General features: G+C 41.7%; 22 protein-coding genes and 1 pseudogene. 8 read left to right on the forward strand and 15 right to left on the reverse strand.

The features are described 5' to 3' along the window. A partial coding sequence (locus tag V7K41_RS12615; RefSeq protein WP_334848563.1) for a leucine-rich repeat domain-containing protein occupies positions 1-185 on the reverse strand: 185 nt, incomplete at its 3' end. A gap of 230 nt (positions 186-415) precedes the next feature. Here V7K41_RS12615 and V7K41_RS12620 point away from each other — a divergent pair. Continuing rightward, positions 416-1,324 (forward strand): peptidoglycan-binding protein, encoded by a 909-nt coding sequence (locus tag V7K41_RS12620; protein ID WP_334848565.1) that lies wholly within the window; start codon positions 416-418, stop codon positions 1,322-1,324. Between the two features lie 78 nt (positions 1,325-1,402). Here V7K41_RS12620 and hemJ read toward each other — a convergent pair whose 3' ends face one another. The 4 genes from hemJ to psbQ form a co-directional block, all read right to left on the reverse strand. Continuing rightward, positions 1,403-1,984 (reverse strand): protoporphyrinogen oxidase HemJ, encoded by a 582-nt coding sequence (gene hemJ, locus V7K41_RS12625; protein WP_334848567.1) that lies wholly within the window; start codon positions 1,982-1,984, stop codon positions 1,403-1,405. A gap of 220 nt (positions 1,985-2,204) precedes the next feature. Continuing rightward, on the reverse strand, positions 2,205-3,056 hold the full coding sequence (locus V7K41_RS12630; RefSeq protein ID WP_334848569.1) for an alpha/beta fold hydrolase: 852 nt from the start codon (positions 3,054-3,056) through the stop codon (positions 2,205-2,207). Positions 3,057-3,150: 94 nt separating this feature from the next. After that, positions 3,151-4,284, reverse strand: coding sequence for an NAD(P)/FAD-dependent oxidoreductase (locus tag V7K41_RS12635; RefSeq protein ID WP_334848571.1), 1,134 nt, complete (start codon positions 4,282-4,284; stop codon positions 3,151-3,153). A gap of 107 nt (positions 4,285-4,391) precedes the next feature. Beyond that, the gene (gene psbQ, locus V7K41_RS12640; RefSeq protein ID WP_334848573.1) at positions 4,392-4,859 is read right to left on the reverse strand and encodes a photosystem II protein PsbQ; all 468 of its coding nucleotides are present in this window, start codon (positions 4,857-4,859) and stop codon (positions 4,392-4,394) included. Positions 4,860-5,342: 483 nt separating this feature from the next. Between psbQ and V7K41_RS12645 the strand changes: the two genes are divergently transcribed. The 4 genes from V7K41_RS12645 to V7K41_RS12660 all read left to right on the forward strand — a co-directional run bounded on the left by V7K41_RS12645 (position 5,343) and on the right by V7K41_RS12660 (position 10,218). Beyond that, positions 5,343-5,771 carry a hypothetical protein gene (locus V7K41_RS12645; protein WP_334848575.1) on the forward strand — a complete coding sequence of 143 codons (429 nt, stop codon included), beginning with the start codon at positions 5,343-5,345 and terminating at the stop codon, positions 5,769-5,771. Between the two features lie 97 nt (positions 5,772-5,868). Next, positions 5,869-7,044 carry a hypothetical protein gene (locus V7K41_RS12650; protein ID WP_334848576.1) on the forward strand — a complete coding sequence of 392 codons (1,176 nt, stop codon included), beginning with the start codon at positions 5,869-5,871 and terminating at the stop codon, positions 7,042-7,044. A 169-nt stretch (positions 7,045-7,213) separates the two neighbouring features. Continuing rightward, the gene (locus V7K41_RS12655) at positions 7,214-8,674 is read left to right on the forward strand and encodes an NB-ARC domain-containing protein,Caspase domain-containing protein (RefSeq protein WP_334848578.1); all 1,461 of its coding nucleotides are present in this window, start codon (positions 7,214-7,216) and stop codon (positions 8,672-8,674) included. Further along, positions 8,674-10,218: a tetratricopeptide repeat protein gene (locus tag V7K41_RS12660; RefSeq protein ID WP_442943180.1), complete on the forward strand. Its 1,545-nt coding sequence runs from the start codon at positions 8,674-8,676 to the stop codon at positions 10,216-10,218. Before V7K41_RS12655 ends, V7K41_RS12660 begins: the two co-directional genes overlap by 1 nt. Positions 10,219-10,755: 537 nt before the next feature. On the opposite strand, the pseudogene V7K41_RS12665 reads toward V7K41_RS12660, so the two are convergent. The 8 genes and pseudogenes from V7K41_RS12665 to V7K41_RS12700 all read right to left on the reverse strand — a co-directional run. Further along, positions 10,756-11,142 (reverse strand): annotated as a pseudogene (locus V7K41_RS12665) (type II toxin-antitoxin system VapC family toxin); the annotation flags it as partial. A 23-nt stretch (positions 11,143-11,165) separates the two neighbouring features. Further along, positions 11,166-11,375: a hypothetical protein gene (locus V7K41_RS12670; RefSeq protein ID WP_334848582.1), complete on the reverse strand. Its 210-nt coding sequence runs from the start codon at positions 11,373-11,375 to the stop codon at positions 11,166-11,168. 170 nt (positions 11,376-11,545) lie between these two features. After that, complete coding sequence (locus V7K41_RS12675; protein WP_334848584.1) at positions 11,546-13,039, reverse strand: catalase; 1,494 nt, start codon at positions 13,037-13,039, stop codon at positions 11,546-11,548. 285 nt (positions 13,040-13,324) lie between these two features. Beyond that, on the reverse strand, positions 13,325-14,698 hold the full coding sequence (locus tag V7K41_RS12680) for an alkaline phosphatase family protein (protein WP_334848586.1): 1,374 nt from the start codon (positions 14,696-14,698) through the stop codon (positions 13,325-13,327). 15 nt (positions 14,699-14,713) lie between these two features. Then, positions 14,714-15,940 (reverse strand): metabolite traffic protein EboE, encoded by a 1,227-nt coding sequence (gene eboE, locus V7K41_RS12685; RefSeq protein WP_334848587.1) that lies wholly within the window; start codon positions 15,938-15,940, stop codon positions 14,714-14,716. 303 nt (positions 15,941-16,243) lie between these two features. Continuing rightward, positions 16,244-17,176 carry a UbiA-like protein EboC gene (gene eboC, locus V7K41_RS12690; RefSeq protein ID WP_334848589.1) on the reverse strand — a complete coding sequence of 311 codons (933 nt, stop codon included), beginning with the start codon at positions 17,174-17,176 and terminating at the stop codon, positions 16,244-16,246. 127 nt (positions 17,177-17,303) lie between these two features. Continuing rightward, positions 17,304-18,245, reverse strand: coding sequence for a TatD family hydrolase (locus V7K41_RS12695; RefSeq protein WP_334848591.1), 942 nt, complete (start codon positions 18,243-18,245; stop codon positions 17,304-17,306). Between the two features lie 134 nt (positions 18,246-18,379). Then, on the reverse strand, positions 18,380-19,243 hold the full coding sequence (locus V7K41_RS12700) for an EboA family metabolite traffic protein (protein WP_334848593.1): 864 nt from the start codon (positions 19,241-19,243) through the stop codon (positions 18,380-18,382). A gap of 477 nt (positions 19,244-19,720) precedes the next feature. On the opposite strand from V7K41_RS12700, the gene V7K41_RS12705 reads away from it, so the two are divergent. Continuing rightward, complete coding sequence (locus V7K41_RS12705) at positions 19,721-20,923, forward strand: 3-dehydroquinate synthase (protein ID WP_334848594.1); 1,203 nt, start codon at positions 19,721-19,723, stop codon at positions 20,921-20,923. Positions 20,924-21,054: 131 nt separating this feature from the next. Here V7K41_RS12705 and V7K41_RS12710 read toward each other — a convergent pair whose 3' ends face one another. Continuing rightward, positions 21,055-21,360 (reverse strand): HigA family addiction module antitoxin, encoded by a 306-nt coding sequence (locus V7K41_RS12710; protein WP_334848596.1) that lies wholly within the window; start codon positions 21,358-21,360, stop codon positions 21,055-21,057. A 120-nt stretch (positions 21,361-21,480) separates the two neighbouring features. After that, positions 21,481-22,179 carry a YdcF family protein gene (locus V7K41_RS12715; RefSeq protein WP_334848597.1) on the reverse strand — a complete coding sequence of 233 codons (699 nt, stop codon included), beginning with the start codon at positions 22,177-22,179 and terminating at the stop codon, positions 21,481-21,483. A gap of 313 nt (positions 22,180-22,492) precedes the next feature. Between V7K41_RS12715 and ctpB the strand changes: the two genes are divergently transcribed. Both ctpB and V7K41_RS12725 read left to right on the forward strand, forming a co-directional pair. After that, positions 22,493-23,833, forward strand: a complete 1,341-nt coding sequence (gene ctpB / locus V7K41_RS12720) for a carboxyl-terminal processing protease CtpB (RefSeq protein WP_334848598.1) — start codon at positions 22,493-22,495, stop codon at positions 23,831-23,833. 137 nt (positions 23,834-23,970) lie between these two features. Then, on the forward strand, positions 23,971-24,939 hold the full coding sequence (locus V7K41_RS12725; RefSeq protein ID WP_334848599.1) for a glycosyltransferase: 969 nt from the start codon (positions 23,971-23,973) through the stop codon (positions 24,937-24,939). The last annotated feature ends 254 nt before the right edge of the window (positions 24,940-25,193 follow it).

Here is a 25,193-nt window from a genome sequence, read left to right on the forward strand (position 1 = left end):
GTGAGTTGGCCAAATTCCGGTGGCAGACTGCTCAGTTGATTATCGGTGAGGTAGAGGGTTTGCAGGTTGGTGAGTTGGCCAAATTCCGGTGGCAGCGTTGTTAAGCGTTTTCCAGAAAGGTCTAATTGTGTCACTTTGCCTCTGACAGCTTGTTCAATAATTTCCAGCAGTTCTTTGTTAGTCATTTCGGGTTTTACAGAGGCGATGCCTGACGACGAGTTGCTGCTTGGACGCGCAGCAGAGAAATTGAGCTAATTAATAATCTAGCCTGTATCAAGGATCGCATTCAGGCAATGTGCGTGCGATCGCAGACTCCAGATGACATCATATTTTAGGTTAGAGTATAGTTTTAGACGACATCAGTTTTTAAAATGATGTTTATACTTAGAACTCAGTAAATAAAAGCAGGTGCATAATGAAATTACAAGATTTTTTGGGAAAAGATGAGAGATGGTCATTTGATGCGATCGCAGAAGATGCAGACTTGGCTCGTCAGATTCAGATATTGTTAATCGGCTTAGGTTTGCTAGAACCTCCAGCCGATGGGAAATTTGGCCCTGTTTCTGTCATATCTCTCAAAAAATTTCAAGAATTAACCAAGACTGAAGAGAGTGGCTTTTTAGGAGCAGTCACAGCCAAGAAACTAATTGAAACCAAAATAGACGATCTTCCTAAACCCCCCTTAAAACTAGGCAATGACATCGCTAGTAAGATTGTCAAATATATGCTATCCAAAGGTTATCAGGTATTTACCAATCCCAAAGAATACAACATTGTTTATGTAGAGGGCATAGATGCAGACTGGACTCTCAACAGTGACACACCCAATCAATTTAACGATCGCCGGATTGTGATTGAAGTAGTAAATGGCGTTCCCAAAATCGTAGATCACTGGGAAGCGACTACAGAACCAGGGAGGTACTACACTTATAATCCGATGAATTCCAAAGGAGCAGCTAGGATTCAGTTTGGGCAATACAAAGCTTGGGCTGTTGGTACTCACGGCACAGCAGAGCCTCACGAAGCGTTAGTGCAAGTTGGAGATATAACTGTTTGTAGAGATTTCAACCAAGATTTTAAACGGACTGGTGACAAACTTGATACAGGTGATGATTTTTATGTGAATCAACACTACGGCTTTGATTTCCCCAGGAATGATATTCGCCTTGCTAGTGCGGGTTGTTTAGTAGGACGTACCCGTGAGGGACATAGAGAGTTTATGGCGATTGTTAAACAAGACCGACGTTATGTCGCTAATCGCAAATATACTTTTTACACTACCGTAATTCCTGGGGATGATTTACTGAAAACGTTTTCAGGATGAGGTAATGGTTAATTGGTAGCATTTGTTGTTGTGATGCAAGATTTAGTAAGATAGCACAGCTGTGCTACCTTACTTTGTCTAACTTTGTTCTTGTGGTTGCCCGATCTGTGCCGTCAATTTTTCTTTATCCTGCCTACGTTTTTTGGCGTAAAGTTGAATAGTGACTGCCATCAAAATAATCATGGCAAAAATAGCCCAGGCAGCGATATCTGTAGGTAGATTATTCTTAAACACAGCCAGCAGAACGATCGCCACTAACATAACTGTAGGCGCTTCATTTAAAGCACGTAATTGCTGACTATTCCAACGACACTCATCTACTGCTAATTTCTTCATCAGCCGAGCGCAGTAATGATGATAGCCAATTAAAATCGCCACAAACAGCAGTTTGATATGCAACCAACCCTCTTTTAAAACGTCCGGTTCAGTGGTTAATAAACCGATGGCCATTGCGATCGTCACAAACATTCCTGGGTTAGTGATGATATAGTAAAGGCGCTTTTCCATAATTTGATACTGATTTTTCAGTATCGTTTGTGCTGGTTCGGGTTCAAGGTTCGCTTCAACGTGATAGATAAAAAGACGTACTAGGTAGAATAAACCAGCGAACCAAACTACAAATCCGACAATATGAAAGGCTTTAAACCATGAATAAGCCATGAATCATAATCTCCTTTACTTGTGGTTGTGAGCCATTTTTAATGGTAATAAAAAGGAGTCAGAATTCATAATTTCCCAACCGTGAAAGGATGAAGTCTTAATAATCAAGAATATTTCAATCCAGTAGTGATTTGGAATCTTCGACTAATTTATTCTGAATTCTGACTCCTGAATTCTGACATTCATTTTTATAATATCGATTTTTGCCAGAGCTATATTGTCAATGAGCATCTTTACGACGCACAAAGGGTAAAAGGTCTTCTAAAATCGCCTCGTGGTAGTGTTCTTGAGGATAATGTCCAACGTTATTAAGTTTTATTAATTCGGTATTTGGTACGGATTTGGCAAAGTTTTCGGCAATGTCTACAGGTAGCCAGGGGTCAATCATACCCCATTGAATCAGAATTGGTTGTTGCCATTCTTTAAAGCCAGTTTGTATTTCTGTCATGGCTGAATCAAGCTGTAAATTGCGAATACTTGCTAAGAGACTTCGACCAGACGAAGAAGCGGTTAAAAATGGTTTTCGATAAACATCTAAATCCTTATCTCCTATGCGATAACGGCTTCCACCTTCTAGCGTCCGATCGACTAATAAGGGGTCTTGGGTCATGACTTCACCTGCTAAAGGTAAACCCATTTGTTTAATTTTCCAGGGTAATTTGGCAGCAGTTGAAATTGGTGTATTTAAAATAGCTAAATTAGCAATTTGTTCTGGGTGACGCAAAGCATATTGTAGTCCTACAGAACCTAAAAAGCCTTGGACAACTAAAGAAAAATGTTCGAGTTCTATGGCTTTAATAAATCCTTCTAAAGCTGTGATAAAAGCATCGGGAGTGTAAGCAAAATCTCGTTTTTCTGGTTTGGCAGAAAAGCCGTAACCAATCCAATCTGGAGCGATCGCTCTTGTACCTTGATTTGCTAAAGCAGGTATAATATAACGCCAACTGTAACTTTGTGAAACTAAGCCGTGTAGCAACAACACAGGCGCTAAGTCACTTCTGCCGATTGGTAAAGATTCCCGATAAAACCATTCCAGTGAATCTACATTGATTTTATGTTCTGTTATTGACACGCTATATTCCTATGGATTGAGGATTGGGTACTGGGGATCGGGTATTGGGGATTGGGTAATTGAGTAGTGGTAAGAAGAATTCAGTCCCTAGTCCCTAGTCCCCAGTCCTTAATCCCCAGTCCCTACTCCCCATTCCCTGAGAAATAATCATCTCACGAATCGCATAAGCTGTAGCGGGTGCTAGTAAAACGCCGTTGCGATAGTGTCCGGTAGCTAGGAGGACGTTACTAAACCCTGGTAGCTTACCAATAACTGGGGCTGGGCGACCTTCAGGACGGGGACGTAACCCCGACCAAGTGCGGAGAATAGTTGCTGTGGTTAACTCTGGACAAAATGCGATCGCTTGTTTTCTAACAGATTCCAGCAGTTCTTGATTTGGCGGTATCTGATCGCCATTGCTAGGAAATTCCACTGTTGCGCCTACCCAATAATTTCCACCGCCCACAGGAACAACATGGACATCGTTACCCGTTATCGCTGGCTGGAAGTCGGGATTACCTAATGGATGCCCCACACACATTTGCAACGCTTGCCCAAGTACGGGGCGGATATCAATTATTTGATTTAATTTTGCCGTTAGTGGGGTTGAACCTAATCCTGCTGCAATTACAAACCAATCAGCGGCTATTTTTCCTTCTGTAGTCTCAAGGCAATCGCAAAATTCAGGTGTTGAGCTTGGGGCATCCAAAACAGTCACGCCAAATTTGAAAGTTACACCATTTTGCTGGGCAGCTTCAACTAAAGCTAAGGTGAGGGCAGTTGGATCGATTTGGCGGTCTTGGGGAGAATAGACAGCGCCAGTCACTTTTTCGCATTCTACTTGAGGACAAATACTCTGGAGTTTAGCCGTGTCCCAAATTTCTAAATTCCAACCTTGGGAGTGGCGAATTTTTACTAGTTTTTCCCATGCTGACATCCCTTCTAGAGAGGAATCAGACAAAAGCATGAGAATTCCCTGACGATTAAAAGGAATTTTGCGACCTGTTAAAGCTTCTAGTTCAGGAATCAAGGTTTCATAGCGTTGGATGCTAGTTTGCCGCATCTGCCAAGCTTTGCCTTTGATTTTTTGGCTGATTACGCCCATCAAAACGCCAAGTGCAGCGCCTGTGGAAGCTTGTGCTGGTGGTTGGCGATCGCAAACTGTAATTTTTAGCCCTTTAACTTGACTCAGTTGGTATGCGATCGCAGCCCCAACTACGCCACAACCGATAATAACTACATGACTCATTGCTGTTTTGAGGCAAAGATGGGGAGATGTGGGAGATGAGGGAACAAGGAGAGTAAAATTACTCTCCCTCATCCTCCTCATCTCCCTTTGCTCATCTTACCTTGGGTTTAACTTGCCTCTGATTCACTGCTGGTATTAGGAAGCAGTTGGAAGAATTTGTCAATCTCTGCAAAAGCCGCTTGGGATTGATTCAAGGCAACTAGAGGATTGCCAGCACTAGTAGCTTTATCAAGTTTAACTAGGTCGTTAAACAAATCTCGCGTTATTTGACGTGCTTTGGGTTGGTCTTTGGGTAGAAGGTTGGAAGTGACATAAGTCAGATTCAGCCTTGCTTCTGTTATGGGCCCATGTATAAAGTTACGCACATTAATCCAATCACCTCTTTTAATTAGGGTTGTCAACTCTTGTGAGCGATCGCGCACAGCCTGAATTTCAGGAACATAAGCCTGAATTTTTTCGAGTTGTACTGCTGTGTAAGTCGGAGGTGCCACCGCAACACCAGGGCCACCACAACTAATCAGGAATGTGGCCAATAGTACTAGGAAAAATGAAAAAATCGAGCGTTGACGCACCATATATTGAACTTAATTGCTTTTGGTTTACTGATTAACAGTGTCATTTTAGATCGCTAGCGCAGTTAATCGTTCTTGTCAGCCAAGGATTTTGTAGAAAATATTGATATTTTCTTCAAAGAGCAGAGTTTCATCCGCTTTTGAAGCATTTTTAAGTACAATTACTTAATAGGTGTTAGCCAGTCCCAATAAGAAGCGATTTTTGGCTTCTGTTAGTAACGAGGATTGTTAGGAAAATATGATTTAGAGTTGCTAAATCTCAAAGCTATTGATAAGCTGAAACACCAATCAGATAAGCCTTCTGGCGGTTTTTCTCTCTTCATATACCCGAAGATGCCGACGCAATATAGGACAATACGGTTCAGTTAAGGCTTAATTCTTTATCAAAGTAATTTTTTTAACGAACCGCAAAGGCGCAAAGAACGCAAAGGAAGAGAAGAAAGAAATGCTTAACTGAACTGTATTGCAATATAGGAGTGTTTTTTAGTGAACGCAGCTGAACAGGCAACGAACCTTGAACTCGCCAGCAACATTGCCACGGTAGTTAATTTGTTCAAATTCGAGTTTCCTGATGCCAAATCCGATCTCAAACCCTGGAAAAATGACCCGGAAACTAGGGAGTTAGTCGATCCAGATTCTATAGATATTGGCTTTCACTTTCCTGGTATTAGCAAATCTTGGCGAAGTCGCAGTATTTTAATTCAAATCCGATTTTATCAAGATCCCATCAATAATTCTCGCCGTGCGATCGGTGTAGAGGTAGCTGGATTCGATCATCGCGGTGAAGCGTGGCGACTTTCTACGGTAGAAAACTGGAGTGTTGTTGGCGCATCTTCGCCTTCTGGTGAAATCGAGGAGAAGCTTAAACAGATTTGCCGACAGATTTTAGAAGTTTTTAATAAACAAAGTGAATGAAATCAACTTGTGTCAGAGAAAGTAGTGAGGAATAATACAGAGGAAAGCTTTGCGTAGGCATAGCCCAACCCAGGCATTGCTAGCCACCCATATCACAATGACCACTGTAATATTTGTACATGGCACAGGCATTAGAGAACGAGAATACAACGAAACCTTTGAGATAATTGAGCAAAAGATTCACGCCCAACGTCCTGATATCAAAGTTGCTCCTTGTCTTTGGGGTGAATTAGGTGCAAAGTTCAATGATAATCGGGCATCAGTACCCTTGGAAGATGCCACACTGGCTTTATCTCAAGGAGAAGAAAATGCAGATATTGTATTGTGGGGGCAATTATACCGCGACCCTCTTTATGAATTATGGCTGTTGTCTTTGAAACCGATTGAGGCAGGAAATCCTTTTGGGGAAGAACCAGGGGATGTTTTACAATCTCGTGTGGCGAGTCTTACTCCGGCATCTCAACTGCAAGCTAAGTTGCAAGAGGCGGGAATTGCAGAGGTATTTGAGCCAGCACGAGAAGATGTTATCCACAGTGAACCGTATCATCAGGCATTGCTGACAGTTTCCGAATCTGATTTGAGTGAATATTATGCACCAATAGCTAGAGCAATTGTCGCTCAAGCAATGTTTATTAGCGAACAGCAAGAAAAATTTCCTTTGATACTCACCGATGCCCAATTGCGCGATAAAGTTGTGGAATTGCTGACTCTGGCTTTGGGAGAGGCGGAGTTAGGATTGGGTGGCTGGTTATTAAAGCCAGTTGTTGAATTAGCATTGCCAATGGGAACGAATTATGTCAGAGGAAACCGCCTGGAGTTAACTGATAAAATTTCGCCTATGCCTGGTGATATTTTGTTGTATCAGACGCGGGGTGAAAAAATCAGGGCGTTTATCCAGCAACAAATCGAAGAAGCAGAACCGCCAGTGGTTTTAATCGCCCATAGTTTGGGAGGTATCGCTTGTGTAGATTTGCTAGTGCAGCAGCAGTTATCTCAGGTGGAATTATTGGTAACAGTTGGTTCCCAAGCACCATTTTTATATGAGATTAACGCCCTCTACAGCTTAGAATATGGGCAGTTATTGCCAGAGCATTTCCCTCAATGGTTGAATATCTACGATTTACGGGATTTTCTCAGTTACGTGGGTAATAGAATTTTCCCTGAGCGAGTGCAGGATGTGGTAGTAGATAGTAAACAACCATTTCCCCGTTCTCACGGTGCTTATTGGACAAATGCCAAAACCTGGGAGGCGATTATTTCGAGGTTGCCATAATGGTTTACCCCACCCTAACCCTCCCCTTATAAAGGGGAGGGAACAAGATTTCTTATCTCCCCCCTTTATAAGGGGGGATTAAGGGGGGTAATTCAAGTGTGTACACCGTAGATTCCCTGCTAGGGAAGGGGGTTAGGAGATTAGGGGGTTAGGTCATTTTCCATAGGAGGTGAGAAACCAAATCATCATGCAGTTGATGGCGAAACCTGAGCAGACTTTTGGGTTAATTGTGGGTATTGAAAAGTACCATGAATCTGCTTGGAATGTAACGGGTGGAGGGCCAGCTGATGACGCGCTGAAATTTGCTGATTGGCTACATCGGCGCGGTGTACCGAGAGAGAATATCCGGTTATGTTTATCAGCGCTGGAAGAAAATCATCAGTTAATTGGGGAATGTGGGTTAAGTGTAGAGTTAGCAACTGAGCAAAATATCTCCGACATTGTGACTAACTTTTTATCCCCAAAGTCGGGGGATTTACTCTACATTTTTTGGGCGGGACATGGTTTGATTACCTCAGAACGAGAGCGTCGGTTGTTTTGTGCTGATACAAATAAACAGAATTGGCAGAATTTAGATTTGAATTCTTTATTGGTTTTTTTGGGTTCCGATAAATTTCAGATTCGGAATCATATTTGTATTATTGATACCTGTGCCAATTATGTTTTAGAGTCCAAGGGAAGACCAACTCATTTAGGTGGCAAAGCTTTTTTGAGTGGACAGCCAAGGACAGATAGTCAACAATTTGTGTTACTGGCTACGCGGGAAGGAGAGCAAGCTAAGGTAAATTCTGAAACTAAAACAGGATACTTTTCTCAAGCGGTGAGAGAGGCTTTTGCTGAAGCTAATGGGACTTTTCCACCGGATATGAGGGAAGTTACTGAGGCAGTTAAGCAGCGATTTAGCAGTTTAGATAAAAAACAACTGCCGACTTATTTTTATTCCCGCAGTTGGGATGGAGATATTGAAAAATCTCATTTCAACCCGTTTGATATCCCGCATAATATCCAACAGAGTCAAGCTCGTAAGTTTGTTGGCAGGGATAAGCAAATAGAACAATTGCATCAGCTATTACAAGCAAATGATGTTGTGGCTATTACCGATGTGACTGGGCAAGGTGGCGTGGGTAAAACAGAGTTAGCTATTCAATACTCAGAGAAATATTTGGCAGATTATTCTGGCGGGTGTTGTTGGTTAAATCCCCAAGGTATTGATTTGGGAACCCAGTTAGTAGAGTTTGGAGTTGTGAATTTACCTAACTTTAATCCACCGAATGGATTAAGCCTAGTAGGTCAAGTTGCTTATTGCTGGCGGAACTGGCAAGCAGGCAAAGTTTTATTAATATTTGATGATATTAAAGACTGGATGCAAATTAAACCATACCTACCACTCAAAGGTTCTCGGTTTAAGGTGTTGATTACCACTCGTCTAAATACAGGGTTAGCATATCCATCATTGCCGTTAGGTGGATTGTCAGAAGATGGAGCCTTAGAATTATTAACAAAGCTATTGGGGGATGAATATGTTCAACAAAAGACGGAAACAGCAAAAGAAATTTGTAAATTAATCGGTTATTTACCCATTGCACTCTACCAAATAGCGGGGCATAGTCAAAATCGAGGAGGAGTATGATGCTAGCAGACATTCTCGCACGGCTACAAAAGCAAACATCAGCAGGCGAGTCTGGTGTAGCAGCAGCTTTTGAGTTGAATTGGGAGTGCTTAGAACCAGAGGCGCAAAAATTGGCTTGTCTGTTGAGTTTGTTTGCTTTGGCTCCTATCCCTTGGTCTTTGGTAGAATCAGCAGCAAGTGCTAGCCATTTGGAATTTGATTTTAAAGCTAACTGCACTGTTTTAGTTGAGCGTTATTTGCTGCAAGAATTGGCAGAGGACACCTACCAAATCCATGATCGCATTCGGGAATTATTGCAGCAGAAGTTAGAAGAGTTAGGTGAAGCAAACGAACTTAAGCGCGGCTATTGTCAAGCAATGCTAGCTGTAGCAAAAGATATTCCTGAGACACCCACACTGATAGAAATTGCTCAAGCAATCCTGTCCATCCCTCACTTCGCGGAAGTTGTCACAGTTTACCAAGCTTGGTTAAGCGATGAGGATTTAATCTCACCATTTGAGGGCTTGGTTAGATTTTACGCAGGTCAAGGAGCCTATAAGCAAGCTTTGCCTTGGGGTAAACAAAGTTTATTAGCTACTAAAGAACGTTTTGGAGATGAACACCCCGATGTGGCAACTAGCCTGAACAATTTGGCACTCCTCTACGAATCACAGGGAAGGTACAGCGATGCCGAACCTTTGTGCATCCAAGCTTTGGCGATGAGAAAACGCCTGCTGGGGAATGAACACCCCGATGTGGCAACTAGCCTGAACAATTTGGCAAAACTCTACAAATCACAGGGAAGGGACAGCGATGCCGAACCTTTGTATATCGAAGCTTTGGCGATGAGAAAACGTCTGCTGGGGGATGAACACCCAGATGTGGCAGAAAGCCTAGACAATTTGGCACTCCTCTACGAATTACAGGGAAGGTACAGCGAAGCCGAACCTTTGTGCATCCAAGCTTTGGCGATGAGAAAACGCCTGCTGGGGGATGAACACCCAGATGTGGCAGACAGCCTGAACAATTTGGCAGCACTCTACGATTCACAGAAAAGGTACAGCGAAGCCGAACCTTTATATATCGAAGCTTTGGCGATGACAAAACGCCTACTGGGGGATGAACACCCCGATGTGGCAACTAGCCTGGACAATTTGGCAGTCCTCTACGAATTTCAGGGAAGGTACAGCGAAGCCGAACCTTTGTGCATCGAAGCTTTGGCGATGAGAAAACGCCTGCTGGGGGATGAACACTCAGATGTGGCAAGTAGCCTGAACAATTTGGCACTCCTCTACTATTCACAGGGAAGGTACAGCGAAGCCGAACCTTTGTATATCAAAGCTTTGGCGATGAAAAAACGCCTGCTGGGGGATGAACACCGATATGTGGCAACTAGCCTGAACAATTTGGCAAAACTCTACAAATCACAGGAAAGGTACAGCGAAGCCGAACCTTTGTATATCGAAGCTGTGAAGATTGCTGAACAAAGCTTGGGGGCAAATCATCCCAATACAATAACCATTCGTAAGAATCTGGAAGACTTGCAGCGGAATCGTCAACCTTGATTCAGGAGAATGGTTGCTTTTATCTCTCGTTGGTTTCAGTAATTTAGGTAATCTGCATCGGCTGCATTACCCGCCTGGGATTCAAATCCCAGTCTAATAACTAGGTAACATAATTAATTACACAATGCGATCGCAAATGCAGTGAAGCAAAATAATGCGATCGCAACGCCTAGAACTACTTCTCTAGGATATGCTCTGCGAAGGGAGCGATCGCAATCACTGTAAATTTTTTTGTTTATCTGCTAAATGAGTCTTTGAACTCCGTTAACGAGCCTTTTATCTCGGTTAACGAGTATTTTTTCTCTGTTGACGAGTATTTTTTCTCCGTTAACGAGGCTTTTATCTCCGTTGACGAGGCTTTTATCTCCGTTAACGAGTATTTTTTCTCCGTTAACGAGTATTTTATCTCCGTTGACGAGGCTTTTTGCTCCGTCAACGAGTATTTTAGCTCCGTTAACGAGTATTTTATCTCCGTTGACGAGGCTTTTATCTCCGTTAACGAGTATTTTTTCTCCGTTAACGAGCCTCTGAACTCATTTATGATGGTAAAATTTGAAATCCAGCTTGATAAAAATGATTATCTAAAGTTAAAGCTGTAACAATCTCTCGTTCTTGCATAACGATAAATGATAAACAATCAGTGAGAGAATAAGATTTATCTTTATACTTTTGAAAATATTCCCAGCCCTGATTAAATAAAGTTCGCTCAATTTCGATTAATTCTATTTCAGGACTTTCCAATAACCGATTACCAACTTCAACTGCTTTATAATGAAGATTTCGACTATTAAAAAAAGTAACAACTTCATCAAAAATGTATGTTGTTGTGATTAAAAAAGGTTTAGATTTTATTAAAGTAGCCCAATTTTGTAATACTTTTTGATGAGCATCTTCATTTTTGATTTCCAGAGCTAAAATATAGCTGGCATCTAAAAATTAGATACTTCTCATGGATTATAGAAATAGCGATCGTGGTTAATTGCACCATCTTTTACATCACATTCCACAGGATTTGAACCTAAATCCCAAATAGAAGATGTTTGTTTGATGCTAGTAATAATAATTTTTCCATTTTCTTGAATAATCTCAAACTCTTGGTTTTCTCCTAATAGTTCTTTTGGAATTAATAAGCCTTTTTCTGTTGCTGTTAATTTCATGTTTAATTACCTCCATTGTTTTTGTAAGTTAATCAAATGAATTTGATTTATATCAAATCCCCGACTTCTTCAAGAAATCGGGGATCTGAATCTAGCTGAAGTACGTAACCCACCATCCAGGTTTTCGGTGCGTTAGCCTACGGCATAACACACCCTACGAAACTACGAAGCTACCAGTTACCTACAAGTTGAGCAGTAGCAGAAAACATTGAGGGATCGATTGAAATGCCCAATCCTTCAGCTACACGACGACCATAAGAAATATCTGCCCGGAAGAAGTGGCAAAGTTGGCGCATTTGGACATCCTGTCTCGCTTGAGAGAGACTGCCAACGATATTATGAGCAAGACGCTCTTGCTGCTCAGGAGTCATTAACCGATACAGATTACCTGCTTGGGTGTAATCGTCGTTTCCTTCACGATGACTGTAACGATCGACTGTGACATCGCCCAAATGATTAGGTGGTTCTGCATAAGCTGGATTTTCTTTAGGCGTACCCTCAGCACTATTCGGTTCATAGTTAGGAGCGCTACCGTGGTTGTTCCCCAATGCCATAAAGCCATCTCGCTGATAATGCATCACTGGACATTTGGGCTGGTTAACGGGTAGTTGCTGATAGTTAGCACCCAAGCGATACCGTTGAGCATCTGGGTAAGAAAAGATGCGAGCTTGCAGCATTTTGTCTGGAGAGAAACTAACGCCCGGAACCACTGCACTAGGGCTAAAAGCGGCTTGCTCAACTTCAGCAAAATAATTCTCAGGGTTCCGATTTAGCTCTAATATCCCGACTTCAATTAAAGGATAATCTGAGTGCTTCCAAACTTTGGTCAAGTCAAAGGGATTATCTGGATGTTTGGCTGCTTGCTCCTCTGTCATTACCTGAATACACATCCGCCACTTAGGATAATCTCCTTGAGCGATCGCTTCAAACAGATCGTGAGTTGCATGATCGGGATCTTCGCCCTTAATCTTAGCCGATTCTTCCTCAGTCAAGGTTTGATGTCCTTGCAGAGTCTTAAAGTGAAATTTGCACCAGACGCGATCGCCCTCAGCATTAATCAAACTGAAGGTGTGGCTACCGAAGCCGTCCATGTGCCGAAAGGTTTTCGGTATTCCCCTGTCTGAAAACAGGATTGTCACTTGATGAAGCGATTCTGGACTAAGTGACCAAAAATCCCATCTTGCATTATGGTCTTTGCAATTAGTTTGGGGATTGCGCTTTTGGGTATGGATAAAATCAGGAAACTTCAGTGGGTCGCGGATGAAGAAAATAGGGGTATTGTTGCCTGTAAGATCCCAGTTGCCTTCTTCAGTGTAGAACTTGATGGCAAAGCCTCTAGGGTCGCGCTCGGCATCTGCTGAACCTTTTTCTCCTCCAACGGTAGAAAAGCGCAGGAGAACTTCTGTTTTCTTGCCAATTTCAGAAAAAAGTTTGGCTTTACTGTAGCGAGTGATGTCATTGGTAATAGTAAAAGTACCGTGAGCAGCCGCACCTTTAGCGTGGACAACTCTTTCAGGAATACGTTCTCTGTTGAAATGAGCCAGCTTTTCTAAGAGATGAAAATCTTGTATTAATAAAGGCCCGCGCGCTCCAGCCGTGAGCGAGTTCTGGTTATCAGCAACAGGAATACCGTCAGCAGTTGTCAATTTTTGGGGTTCAGTCATGGGTTAAGAAGCTCTCCATTAAGTTACTCAGATTGGCCACAGTAGATTTTAATCAGTAGATAAACGGATATCCACTGACAGAGCTAACTAATTCATAGTCATAACGAGTTTATATAAAAATCATACTCGATATGATTATGAATTACAAGATAATAATTTTGTATTTTTGGGAGTAATAGGATTTGCAACAAACGAATCGGCTGTAGGGATGCACAACTAGCTGTGTGCCCCTACCAATGAATGTGTAGGATGTAGAGAGGCGATATATTGCTTCTCTACTGCCTTTCAGGTATGTAAATGTTTGAGAATCAACGAGCAAACATCTGTTGCCTCAATTTGATGTTCATCAACCAGGTGAGTTTGATGGGTGATAAATAGAGGCCCTTCAGATGGAGAAGTGGTGATGTTACCGTGAGAACCACGCACCAGAGAAGCATCCAGAGGAATTACATCCATGAGGTAGCGAAAACCCAGTTGTTTTTTAAGTAACTTGAGAGCAATTTTTCCTTGGGGGAATTTTATTTGCGGATCGAGGAAAAGTTCTACAGGATCGTAACCAGGTTTGCGGTGGATATCTACTGTTCTAGCAAAATCAGGCGCTTTTGCATCATCGAGCCAATAATAATAGGTAAACCAAGCGTCAGACCCGGCGATCGCCACCAACTCTCCCGATCTAGGATGATCGAGATGGTAGGTTTGCTTACCCTCTTCATCCAATACCTGCGCTACGCCTTCAGTCGCTTCTAAAAGCGATCGTACTTTCGGGATATATGCCGGATCGTTCACATATACATGAGCAATTTGATGATCGGCAACGGCAAAGGCAATGCTAGCACCAAAATCGAGCAGTTCTCGCCCTAATTCTTCTCGCACAGCAATTAAACCATTTTCCCGTAATACGCGGTTCAAATCCACAGCTTTAGAAACTTGCGTAATACCATACTCAGAAAGAATAATTACCTGAGTATTACGTGCTTGAAAATATTCAATTAAATCGCCACAAACAGTATCAATTTCTCGCAAATCTGCTTTAATCTGTGTTTGATTGTTACCAAATTTTTGCAGACAGTAATCTAAATGTGGTAGATAAACTAATGATAATGTCGGGCTGTAACGTTCCTCAATCCATTTTGCAGAATTGGCAATCCATTGACTAGAATTAATGGTAGTTTTTGGCCCCCAGAAATCGAACAGAGGGAAATTTCCTAAATCAGATTGAATTTGCGATCGCACATCACTAGGATGGGTATAAATATCAGGTAATTTTCGCCCATCTGCGGGATACATCGGACGCGGCGTAATCGCATAATCTGCTGTAGAGTACATATTGTACCACCAAAAAAGGTTGGCACAAGTGAAGTTTGGATCGATTGATTTAGCTATTTCCCAAACTTTGGGAGCCTGTACAAGTTTATTAGATTGTCGCCAAAACTTCACTTCGCATTCATCGCGGAAATACCAACCATTAGCAACAATTCCATGTTCGTTAGGCAATTTTCCTGTTAAATAAGTAGCTTGAACAGAACAAGTTACAGCAGGTAAAACTGTTGCAATCGGGATGACTTGCCCTTTCGCAGCCCAAGAAGATAAAAACGGCGTATTTTCTCCTAGTAAGCTGGGCGTTAATCCCACAACATTTAGAATAACTGTTTTTTTCATAAACTTAGTCCCTTCTTAATTTGCAGCAAATTCTTTTAATACCCACTCATATTCACGCTGAATAGAAGTCAGCAAATCTATCTTCATTTCTGATGGCAATACATCCCAAGTGTAAGTCTCAATTTCTAAATGAGAGCAAGCATCGTTTGTCTGAAGTAGATGCAAAACAGTAGCAATGTCATCTTGGGTAGATTGCAAAATTTGATAATCATGAATAAAAATTGGGACATGAAAGTGAGTGCGCCATTCTTCAGCGAGAGATTGCTCTAAATGTGGTAATGCAGTTATTAAGTCAGCATAGTGATGGAGTGTACCATCGCTACGACGTTCTATTACCTGATGAAGATAGGTAGATTCTGCAAAAGGACGTAAGCGTTCAACTATTAAACTACGCTTCTCAACCTCAGCAGGTATTTTTACTTTAATTGCAGCGCTGATTTGAATTTTACCAATCTTAATTCCTGCCGATTGCAAACGCGTAAATACAGATTGTGGCTGCTCATATTCAACTGAAAAATGGCAGGTGTCATAGCAAACCCGAATGTGTTCTAGCAATTTAGTTTCTGCTAAATCCTGCTCTATATTTAATTTTTCTGATAAATAACTACCACCTATTGGCAATAACCAATTTTGATAAAAGTCAATTACTTCTGAAGTATTTTCAATTAAACCATCAGGCTCAGGTTCTAAATCAATATGAAGTATCTTGCCTGTTTCTTCGCTGATGCGAATCATTTCTACAACAACTGATGCTATATTCAAACAACTCTTTTTCACAACTGTCTCGAAAGTTGCTTGGTCTTTTACCCACCAAGGTTTATAGGATAATGGTAGTGTAGAAATTCCGCCATCAAGTCCTTCGGGTAACAGAGCAGCTAAAATTTTTGCTAAGTTTAATGTATAATTAACCCGTTCTTGTGTAGACCAATCTGGTGCATAAACTTGGTCTTTTACCACCTGTCGATGGAATCCGCCATAAGGGAATCCGTTTAAGGTGAAAACATATAAATCTTCTTGAGTCAGCCAAGCTTGGAATTGAGCTAAGTTATTACTTTCTAAAAGTTGTTTGGCGGCAACATCTGCTAATCTCAAGCCAATACCAAAAGGTTCTCTAGGCGATAAACGTGATTTGAGTTTGGGAATATAGTTTTCTAAATTGGTGAAAACCTCTAGCCAACTTTCACCAGGATGAATATTGCTGCAATAAGTTAAGTGAAAACTATTGTTGTTTGTAATTTTCATTTTCTAGCTCTATTCCTTGTATATGTAATCTGTTTTCTTTGGCTTAAGTTTCACAAAATACTTGCTACATATTTATGGGTAGGGAATCACATCTATGCATTGGTGTCAACTTAAGCTGAAATCTCCTGACTGCATGAGTTTTGTCCTCACCCCCAGATCCTCTCCAAATTTGGGAGAGGGGCTGGGGGTGAGGGCAACTCTAGAACGCTTTCTCTTACCTAACTTTTACTTTAAGTTGACACCAATAACATCTATGCGCCCTTACAGCCGATTAATCGTATTACTGGGTGTACACATTCAAATTTAAGTAACAGCAAAGACTTTTGCTAACTTCATCGAAATTGGTAGCAAGATTAAAACTAATAAACCGTAATACAAACCAGCAAAACCAGATGCAACAGTTGCATCTAAGACTATCAGAGATAAAACGCCTATTTTCACAGCATTTCGGATATTTTCAGCTATCGGTTCCCGCACAGCTTTGATAAAGTTAGGCAAGATTCGGATAGCTAATAAAATAGCGAATGGTAGGGCTGCGATCGCTGTATACTCTTCTAATAATCCTAAAGCTAAAACTGCCGTCAAAACTATTGCAATTAGCAGTAGCGCGACTACTCCCGTAATCTTCTTACCTCCGTGAACTTCACCCTGACTAATTGCAGTGATAGCAGCAATATAAAGAACAGGAATCAGCGCTAAATACCAACGTTCTCCAATAATTTCTGGTACAGCACTTACACCTAATAATAAGTTACTGCCACGGCACAAACCCATATTTAAAGGGCCAAAAAAAGGATGATGTTTGGCGAGTGAGTTATAGAGGAGGCATGAAAGAGCGATAAAAATAGCGATCGCAGCACTCAACAACGATACTTGAAAAGCAGCTATAATCCCGATTACAAATAGTATACTCCCCAATAAAGTAGCATTTTGACGAGATACGCGACCACTGGGAATTGCTCTATTTGGTCGCTCTTTTGCATCTAATTCGGCATCGAAAACATCATTAAAAACTATGCCACCGCCGTATAAACCAGTTGTAGCTAATAACAACCAAGCTAATGGAATTAGTATGGCAAAAGTTGCTTCGCCATTAATTAATTTAGTAAAAATTATTCCAGAGCCAGAAGCAGCAAAACCAACAAGAATATCTGCCCAAGCAGTAACAATATTAGCAGGACGCATCAATTCCAGATAACCCCGCCAGCCTTGAAAATTTAAGCTTGCAACATTCACTTATCTGCCTCCATGCCTAGTAATTTCTCAAAATAAACTGCATATTGCAGATGAATCAGATATTTATGCAATTCCTTTTTCTCACTCCTCAGTACAGACGCGATTAATCGCGTCTCTCCCCAATTTTCTACTCAATCAACACATAATCTGAAACTGATTTGATTCCTGGCTCTTGTCCCCGTAGCACAGAATTACCACTGAACAACTGACGCTGATCGACAGATTGGGGATTGAGCCAGTCTGACGCTTTCATCTGCCCAGTTTGACTGTAAGCAGCTAGGGCGTTTTCATAACAAACGGTTCGCACATGTTCTTCAGGAATACCCCTATCTAACATCAACTGAGCCGTTTTTGGGACTGCCAAAGGATCGCTAATACCCCAATCAGCACTACTATCTACAATGATGCGATCCCGTCCATACTTACGAACAACTTCAACCATTCTGGCGTTACCCATCTTCGTCTGTGGGTAAATCGTAAAAGCCGCCCAAAAACCCCGTCCTAATACTTCTTCAACAGTTTCTTCATTGTTGTGATCGATAACTACTTGTGAAGGATCTAAGCCATATTCAATACAGCGATCCATACTCCGACTAGCACCCGCCTTCTTGTTACGGTGAGGAGTATGAATTAGTACCAAACTATCGAGTTCTTTGGCTAATTCTAACTGTTGACAAAAATACTTATCTTCTGCTTCTGTCATATCGTCATAGCCAATTTCACCAATAGCAACAACTCCCTCTTTACACGCATAAAGTGGTAGCAGTTCCATAACTTCAGTTGCTAGCGCCTCATTATTAGCTTCTTTCGGATTTAGGCCGATTGTGCAATAGTGTTGGATGCCAAACTGACTAGCACGAAATCGTTCCCAGCCCACAAGACTACTGAAATAGTCTTTAAATGAGCCAGCGTTAGTTCGGGGTTGTCCTAACCAAAAGGCTGGTTCAATAACGGCGACAATTCCATATTCCCGCATTACTAAGTAATCGTAAGTAGTACGGGAACACATATGAATGTGAGGATCGATGAACATCATGGTTTTAATGATTGGGAATTGGGAATTGGGCATTGGGCATTGGGCATTGGGCATTGGGAATTGGGCATAGGGGATTGAAAAGAGACAGAGGGGCAGGGTACTCTAAAACTCTTCTCCTTTGCTCCCTGCTCCCTTGGTTCTTCCCCAGTCCCCAGTCCCCACTCCCTTCATTTGCGGCTAAAACTGCTCCAAGTCAGATTACCTTGTTGAATGGATGACTGTAAATCTGGGTAATGAGAAAGTAATGCTTGCGCTTGGGGTAAAGGAGACTCAGCACAAGCTAAGGCTGCTGCTTCTTGTTCGTCTATAGTTCCATTAACCAGTACTTTTTCCAAATCTGTGATGATTGCGCTATCAGCAAACCGTCCTACAGGTCGCCAAAGTTCTGGCGTAACTGTGCGTTTAGCTGCCCAACGTTCATGGGCATAGTCTGCCAACATCCTCGCCAATTCAGGGTTAGCACGCCGATCTAGACCCCAAATTAGATGTAACGGACTGCTGACAAACACAGCCTTCAGCACCATCTGATTCCAAGCAGCATTATCTAAATAATTCGCTGGATAAGGGTTACGTAGTGCTATGGCTTGGAATACATTGCTCATATTGCTGCGAATTCCCTCAGCAGTACGATGGCGATGTAACTCTGGGTGTGGTAATAACGGCAAACTTTGATAAAGCACAACCAACTCCCCCATATCGGCAGTGGAGAAGACTCGATCGAGCGATCGCACATAGCCCTGGGGATCATCGTGGGGCAATGCTAAAAGCAAGAGTGTGCGACCTGCCTGCTCTACACTCCAATGACCAGGATACCAGCCGGGAATCACATCCTCTGCTGCTTCCAAGTCCTGGAATGTTAGCTGCAAATCCTGTTTACCTAGATAACGCGGCACAGCACTAAAAGCCGTAAAAAACACTCTCTCAGCAGCGCCGCTCGCAATCTGTGCCTGCTTTTGTGACAACCAAGTAAAAGCTTTCTCTGAAACAGACTTTAACAGCCAGTGATGCAGTAATTGGTTTACTTTACTCATGATAAATTCAGGATAAGTTGCCCAACTTTTTTGTGACAACCAAGTATAAAATATACCACTAAACTTGATTTTTGGGGTTTGAGGCAGTTAGATAATATACTACTGAGATCATAACTTAACTGAATCTATAAAAATATCCTGACTTTAAAGAAGATACTGTAAAGATACCATTTTAATTAGATAAATCCTAAAATTATCTTACGGAAAAAAATTAGAATTTTATGTAATAACGATCTCCATTACAAACCTCAGATATGAAATATAGGCAGTAATAAAACATATACATTAATGAATGTTATTTTAACTTTATCGCTAGGCAAAGACACTTCAAAACTATGATTAATTGAGTAAATAGATTTATTTAGTAATTCATTTCAAGTTTGAATTACTCAATTAATTTATTATGCCTATTTTGAGGGCGATTTTAACTTGCGGTAGTAGATATATTTACAGTTACTTAAAAACAATAATATTCAAATGATTATTCAACAAGAAAGCGCTCTGAATCTGCAACCAATTAACCAATGCGTCCGTGTTACCTTCAATTATGATGTTCACTTCACTAGAGGTCTGTTTCAGTTAGATAATCCTTTACTCGCACAAGCGATCGCAGCAGATGGAGAGACAACCCCAAAACAAGTATTGGCGGTGGTAGATGGAGGATTTTTACAGTATCAAGATGGGCTGTTAAAAAAATTATCAGTCTATGCTCAATGTTATCAAGATGTACTAACACTGAGCGGTGAGCCGATAATAGTTCCAGGTGGAGAAGCAGTCAAGAACGATTCTAGATTTATAGAGCAAATTCATCAGCGGATCAATGCAGCTGGATTGTGCCGTCATTCCTACGTTTTAGCAATTGGAGGTGGAGCCGTCCTAGACATGGCAGGATACGCAGCAACAACGGCTCACCGAGGAATTAGGCTGCTACGAGTACCGACAACAGTATTAGGGCAAAATGATTCGGGTGTAGGAGTAAAAAACGGAATCAATGCCTTCGGTAAGAAAAACTTTTTGGGTACATTCATGCCACCTTATGCTGTCTTGAATGACTTTGATTTTCTTATTAGCCTCGACGATCGAGATTGGCGATCGGGTATTGCAGAAGCGGTGAAAGTAGCGTTGATTAAAGATGCAGATTTCTTCGATTTCATTATGACTAATGCCGAGAAATTGGCTAATCGAGACATGGACATAATGGAAAGGTTAATCTATCGTTGTTCTCAGTTGCATTTAGAGCATATTGCTGGTAGTGGCGATCCCTTTGAAATGGGTTCATCGCGTCCTTTAGATTTTGGACACTGGGCTGCTCACAAACTGGAGCATTTAACTAATTACAGCCTACGTCATGGGGAAGCTGTAGCGATCGGCATCGCTTTAGATACAACCTATTCATATTTAACAGGGCAACTCTTGCAATCAGAGTGGCAAAGGGTTCTAACTACACTCAAAAAATTAGGCTTTACTTTGTACGTATCGGCACTGACAGAGCAATTAGATCGACTAGACCATCCGCATTGTCTATTTAGGGGGCTTACGGAATTCCGCGAACATTTGGGAGGAAATTTGACAATCACCCTTCTACAAGGAATAGGAGAGGGAATAGAAGTTAACCAGGCGGATTTGTCTTTGTATAGAGATGCTATTTTGATGCTGCAAGATTGGGAACTTTTGCATTGATTCTCCATTGGATGCAATTAGCAAAAGGGATGTTTAACAACAAGCCCGGAGGTGGAGAGTAAGATTTTCTTCACCTTTGCTCAATTGCAATTATTTTATGCAAATATGCTGCTTAATTTTTAAAGCGATCGCTACTTCGTGGTTCGGAACTGCAAAATACTTTTTAGTTCCTCTTCTTCTTCCTTGAGAACGTGGTAAAGTTCACAATTTTGTTGGAGGTTTAACCAAAACTCTGAGCTATTTCCGAAAAATTTTGATAACCTTATTGCCGTACTAGGTGTAATACCTCGCTTTTGATTTACAAGCTCATTTATTCGCTGATAAGGAACGTGAAGTGCATCTGCAAGTTCTCTTTGGGTTATTCCCATTGGCTCTAGAAAATCTTTAAGTAATATTTCACCTGGATGTGATGGAGGTCTATACTTTGGAACTCTCATCTGTTGTTACCTCCTAATGGTAATTGACTATTTCAACTTCCATAATTACCATGATGACACGGTTATCATGCTACCAAAAACTGAGTAGCATTATAGTCCTCTGATAAATCCTCATCTCCCTTATCTCCTCAGCCCCCCTTGGTGTTCGCAATGAAAACCTCGATGCTCCCAAGCTTGCATATCTACTTCGGTAAGCTTTGTGACATTTGAGCACTGCGGTTGAATAATTTGACTTAAAATCGCCCAAAATAAGCTGCGTGTTACATCTAATCCAGTTTTAGTCCAAGATTCATGATTACCAGGAATACCCAATTCTTGAACAATTTCTGGCTCTACCCAAATACCATGAGCGCCTAAAAGAATTTGTGCCATCCATTTAGCTCTGGGTAAATGACTTGTCGAGGTAATCAACATGACTTTATGCACTCCCCAACGGCGCAAAATTGGAATACTATAATAAAAATTTTCAAAGGTAGAATTCGCGCAGTTTTCTAACCAAACGTTTTGTAACTCTGCTAATTCCGCCTGAAAAATTAACCGTATACAGGGATCTGGGGAACCATGAGAAATTAAAATTGGGGTTTGTGGGTATTCTTTTGCCTGTTGAGCAACATAAATTTCTCGACGAATACTGCCACCTAGCACAAAGAAGGCATCTATCGGCTGCGAAGAAGCAAAAACTAAGGTTATAGTAGTAAAAATCAGCCAAACACCCAGGATAACATACAATCCACCACTGAGTTTTTGTAACAATTGCCACAGATTAGCAGATTTTTTTTTAATAGAAATTAATGATTTGATGGTAAATTTGCGTTTCATGACTTAAGTAAGAAAAGCTGATTTTACTGCTGTCTAACAATACTGCAATTGAATGAGCAAAGTGCTATCTTATAAAAGTAATCTAAAATGCAAACATGACGCTAATTAAAGTGTCACACGCTCAGTATAGCCTTCCGGAGAAGACTAACAAAGTGAGAAATGATTGTTAATAACTAATGCAGCATTTTTGGCATCATTAGAAAGATAAAAATGATGAATAAGCATAGTTGATTCTGGGGTATAAAAACTTAAAAATTTCTGGAAAGCCTGATTGCTAAACTGTCAACAACACAATTATTCCAGCTAAGTATACATGAACCAATCTGCGAAAAGTTACTCACCGCTCCAAGTAGCCTTGATTGGTGGAGCGATCGCCACAACTGCTACCATGTCCGTGTTCGGTCCCGCTTGGACTCGTGGTGTCCGTGCTGCTCTAGCCCTACAAGACAGCCCAAAAGTGATAGTTGACCAAGTTTGGCAACTGGTAAATCATGAATATGTTGATGGTAAATTTAATCAACAAGATTGGCAAGCAACCAGGCAAAGCCTGTTGAGCAAAGACTACTCTTCTCGCGAAGAAGCATACACTGCCATCCGCGAAGCTTTACAAAAGTTGGGAGATCCTTACACTCGGTTCATGGACCCCCAACAGTTTGAAGCTCTGACTAGCCAAACATCTGGGGAAGTCTCTGGTATCGGCGTTCGGATGGAAGTGAACGAAAAAACTCAACGGCTCACCGTTGTCGAAGCCATAGAAAATTCTCCGGCGCTGAAAGCTGGGATCAAAGCAGGCGATGAAATTTTGGCAATTGACGGCAAATCCACTCTTAAAATGAAAGTGGATGATGCTTCTAAACTAATACGTGGCAAAGCGGGTACTCCCATCAAGATACGGGTGGGACGCGCAGGCCAAAATGCCTTTGATGTGAAGCTGACAAGGGCAAGTATTGAAGTACCAACAGTACGCTATACCCTCAGACAAGAAGGGAACCGCCGCGTTGGCTATATCCGTTTGCGAGAATTTAGCGCCCACGCCGCAGACCAAATGCAACGAGCCATCCGCGATTTAAACACTAAGAAAGTTGATTCTTATGTCTTAGATTTGCGGGGAAATCCTGGCGGTTTGTTGCAGGCGAGCATTGAAATTGCTCGGATGTGGTATGATAACGGCGGAATTGTCAAGACAATAGACCGTGTGGGCAGCAGTGAGGAAACTAAAGCTAATCGTACTGCTTTGACAAATCGTCCTTTGGCGGTCTTAGTGGATGGTAATTCAGCTAGTGCTAGTGAAATCCTTACAGGGGCGCTCAAGGATAATAAGCGGGCGGTAGTTGTAGGTGGTCAAACCTTTGGTAAAGCCTTAGTCCAGTCAGTTCATGAACTCGCAGATGGTTCCGGCTTGGCTGTCACCATTGCCCATTACTACACCCCGGCGGGAACGGATATTAACCACAAAGGAATTACACCAGATATCAAGCTAGACTTGACAGAGGCACAAGAGCGTCAATTGGCTTCTAATCCAGATTTAATCGGAACTAAGAGCGATCCCCAATATGCTCGAGCGATCGCAATTCTATCAAATAACAACTTTGCCCAGCCGCCAGCAAATCAACCGACTCGACCCATGAGCCGCGCTGGTGACTTGAAATTTTAGGTGAGTTATTTGTTACCAAGTATTCACATATTCCCAAATCCAGATTTTTGGAGTTATAGAAACTGCTTGATATTACCGTTCCAAGATTTTGATTTGGGAATACTAGCTAGTAATCCCATCTCCAAAATCTCAGATTTATGAATCATCAGCCAGTTGATGCAACCACCGCCACCAGCTTTTTACCAATGGTGTCGGTGGTTGTTCCTATTTATAACGGTGAGGCAGATTTAGCAGAGTTAATCAATTGTCTGTTGTCTCAAACTTACCCAAAAGACCGGGTAGAATATTTGTTGGTAGACAATAATAGTAGCGATCGCACTCTCAGCATCCTGAAAACATCTGCCGAAAATAGCCCAATTACAATTCGCCCCTTGAGCGAAACCCAAATTCAAAGTTCTTACGCTGCTCGTAATACCGGGATTCGCGCCGCTACTGGTGAAATTATCGTTTTTACCGATGCAGATTGTCGCCCACAACCACAATGGTTAAATGCATTAATTCAGCCTTTTGTCAATAAAGAAGTGGTAATTGTTGCTGGTGAAATTTTGGCACTACCAGGCACAACTCTTTTAGAACAACACGCAGACCGTCAAGAAACTTTATCGCAAAAGCATACCCTTAACCATTCCTTTCGTCCCTATGGTCAAACAGCTAATTTGGCGATTCGACACATTGCCTTAGAAAAAGTGGGTTTATTTCGTCCTTATCTGACTACTGGTGGCGATGCCGATATTTGTTGGCGGATTTTGGCAGAAAACATCGGGCGTTTGGAATTTGCCCCAAATGCGATCGTTCAGCACCGCCACCGCGCTACACTTCAAGAACTGCAAAGTCAATGGCGGCGTTATGGACGCTCAAATCGCTATCTACACGAACTGTACAGTGTAGATTTAATGCGAGAGATGACACCCAAAGAATACGGCTATCGCTTGGCACGTTGGTTATTGAAGGAAGTACCAAGAGATATTAAAAAGGCGATTGCTGGTCAAGCCACCCTTGTAGATTTATTAAATACTCCCATTGGTTTGTTCACAGCTAGGGCGCGTACTGCTGGACAAAGAGACGCCAAGCTACCAGAGAATGCCAAGATAATTGCTCGACTGTAACAAAGAAAAAGGGCGTTGCTGATTAGATATATAAATCTTGCTGTAGAGACGTTGCAATTCCTAGTCTCTACAAAGGTTTTGAAATCATGCAAAATCATTTTCATAACTGAATTCAGTAACACCTAAGCAAAAACGCTCTTGTAAGTCCAGAAGCATTGACTGATATCATGTCCGCTTGATTAGTTATTATTCCGGGCATCTATGCAAAAATCTTAAAACCCTCTTTCCCCCTGCCCCCTGCGCTCTTAATGATA

The sequence above is a fragment of the Nostoc sp. genome (assembly GCF_036917415.1).
GTDB lineage: Bacteria > Cyanobacteriota > Cyanobacteriia > Cyanobacteriales > Nostocaceae > Nostoc.

Excerpts from the sequence above, each read along its gene's own strand:
- V7K41_RS12715 (WP_334848597.1), bottom strand. The coding sequence starts at position 22,179 with ATGAAACGCAAATTTACCATCAAATCATTAATTTCTATTAAAAAAAAA.
- eboE (WP_334848587.1), bottom strand. The coding sequence starts at position 15,940 with ATGAAAATTACAAACAACAATAGTTTTCACTTAACTTATTGCAGCAAT.
- V7K41_RS12660 (WP_442943180.1), top strand. The coding sequence starts at position 8,674 with ATGCTAGCAGACATTCTCGCACGGCTACAAAAGCAAACATCAGCAGGC.
- V7K41_RS12670 (WP_334848582.1), bottom strand. The coding sequence starts at position 11,375 with ATGAAATTAACAGCAACAGAAAAAGGCTTATTAATTCCAAAAGAACTA.
- V7K41_RS12725 (WP_334848599.1), top strand. The coding sequence starts at position 23,971 with ATGAATCATCAGCCAGTTGATGCAACCACCGCCACCAGCTTTTTACCA.
- V7K41_RS12700 (WP_334848593.1), bottom strand. The coding sequence starts at position 19,243 with ATGAGTAAAGTAAACCAATTACTGCATCACTGGCTGTTAAAGTCTGTT.
- psbQ (WP_334848573.1), bottom strand. The coding sequence starts at position 4,859 with ATGGTGCGTCAACGCTCGATTTTTTCATTTTTCCTAGTACTATTGGCC.
- V7K41_RS12695 (WP_334848591.1), bottom strand. The coding sequence starts at position 18,245 with ATGCCCAATTCCCAATTCCCAATCATTAAAACCATGATGTTCATCGAT.
- ctpB (WP_334848598.1), top strand. The coding sequence starts at position 22,493 with ATGAACCAATCTGCGAAAAGTTACTCACCGCTCCAAGTAGCCTTGATT.
- V7K41_RS12620 (WP_334848565.1), top strand. The coding sequence starts at position 416 with ATGAAATTACAAGATTTTTTGGGAAAAGATGAGAGATGGTCATTTGAT.
- V7K41_RS12680 (WP_334848586.1), bottom strand. The coding sequence starts at position 14,698 with ATGAAAAAAACAGTTATTCTAAATGTTGTGGGATTAACGCCCAGCTTA.
- hemJ (WP_334848567.1), bottom strand. The coding sequence starts at position 1,984 with ATGGCTTATTCATGGTTTAAAGCCTTTCATATTGTCGGATTTGTAGTT.
- V7K41_RS12710 (WP_334848596.1), bottom strand. The coding sequence starts at position 21,360 with ATGAGAGTTCCAAAGTATAGACCTCCATCACATCCAGGTGAAATATTA.
- V7K41_RS12675 (WP_334848584.1), bottom strand. The coding sequence starts at position 13,039 with ATGACTGAACCCCAAAAATTGACAACTGCTGACGGTATTCCTGTTGCT.
- V7K41_RS12635 (WP_334848571.1), bottom strand. The coding sequence starts at position 4,284 with ATGAGTCATGTAGTTATTATCGGTTGTGGCGTAGTTGGGGCTGCGATC.
- V7K41_RS12650 (WP_334848576.1), top strand. The coding sequence starts at position 5,869 with ATGACCACTGTAATATTTGTACATGGCACAGGCATTAGAGAACGAGAA.
- V7K41_RS12705 (WP_334848594.1), top strand. The coding sequence starts at position 19,721 with ATGATTATTCAACAAGAAAGCGCTCTGAATCTGCAACCAATTAACCAA.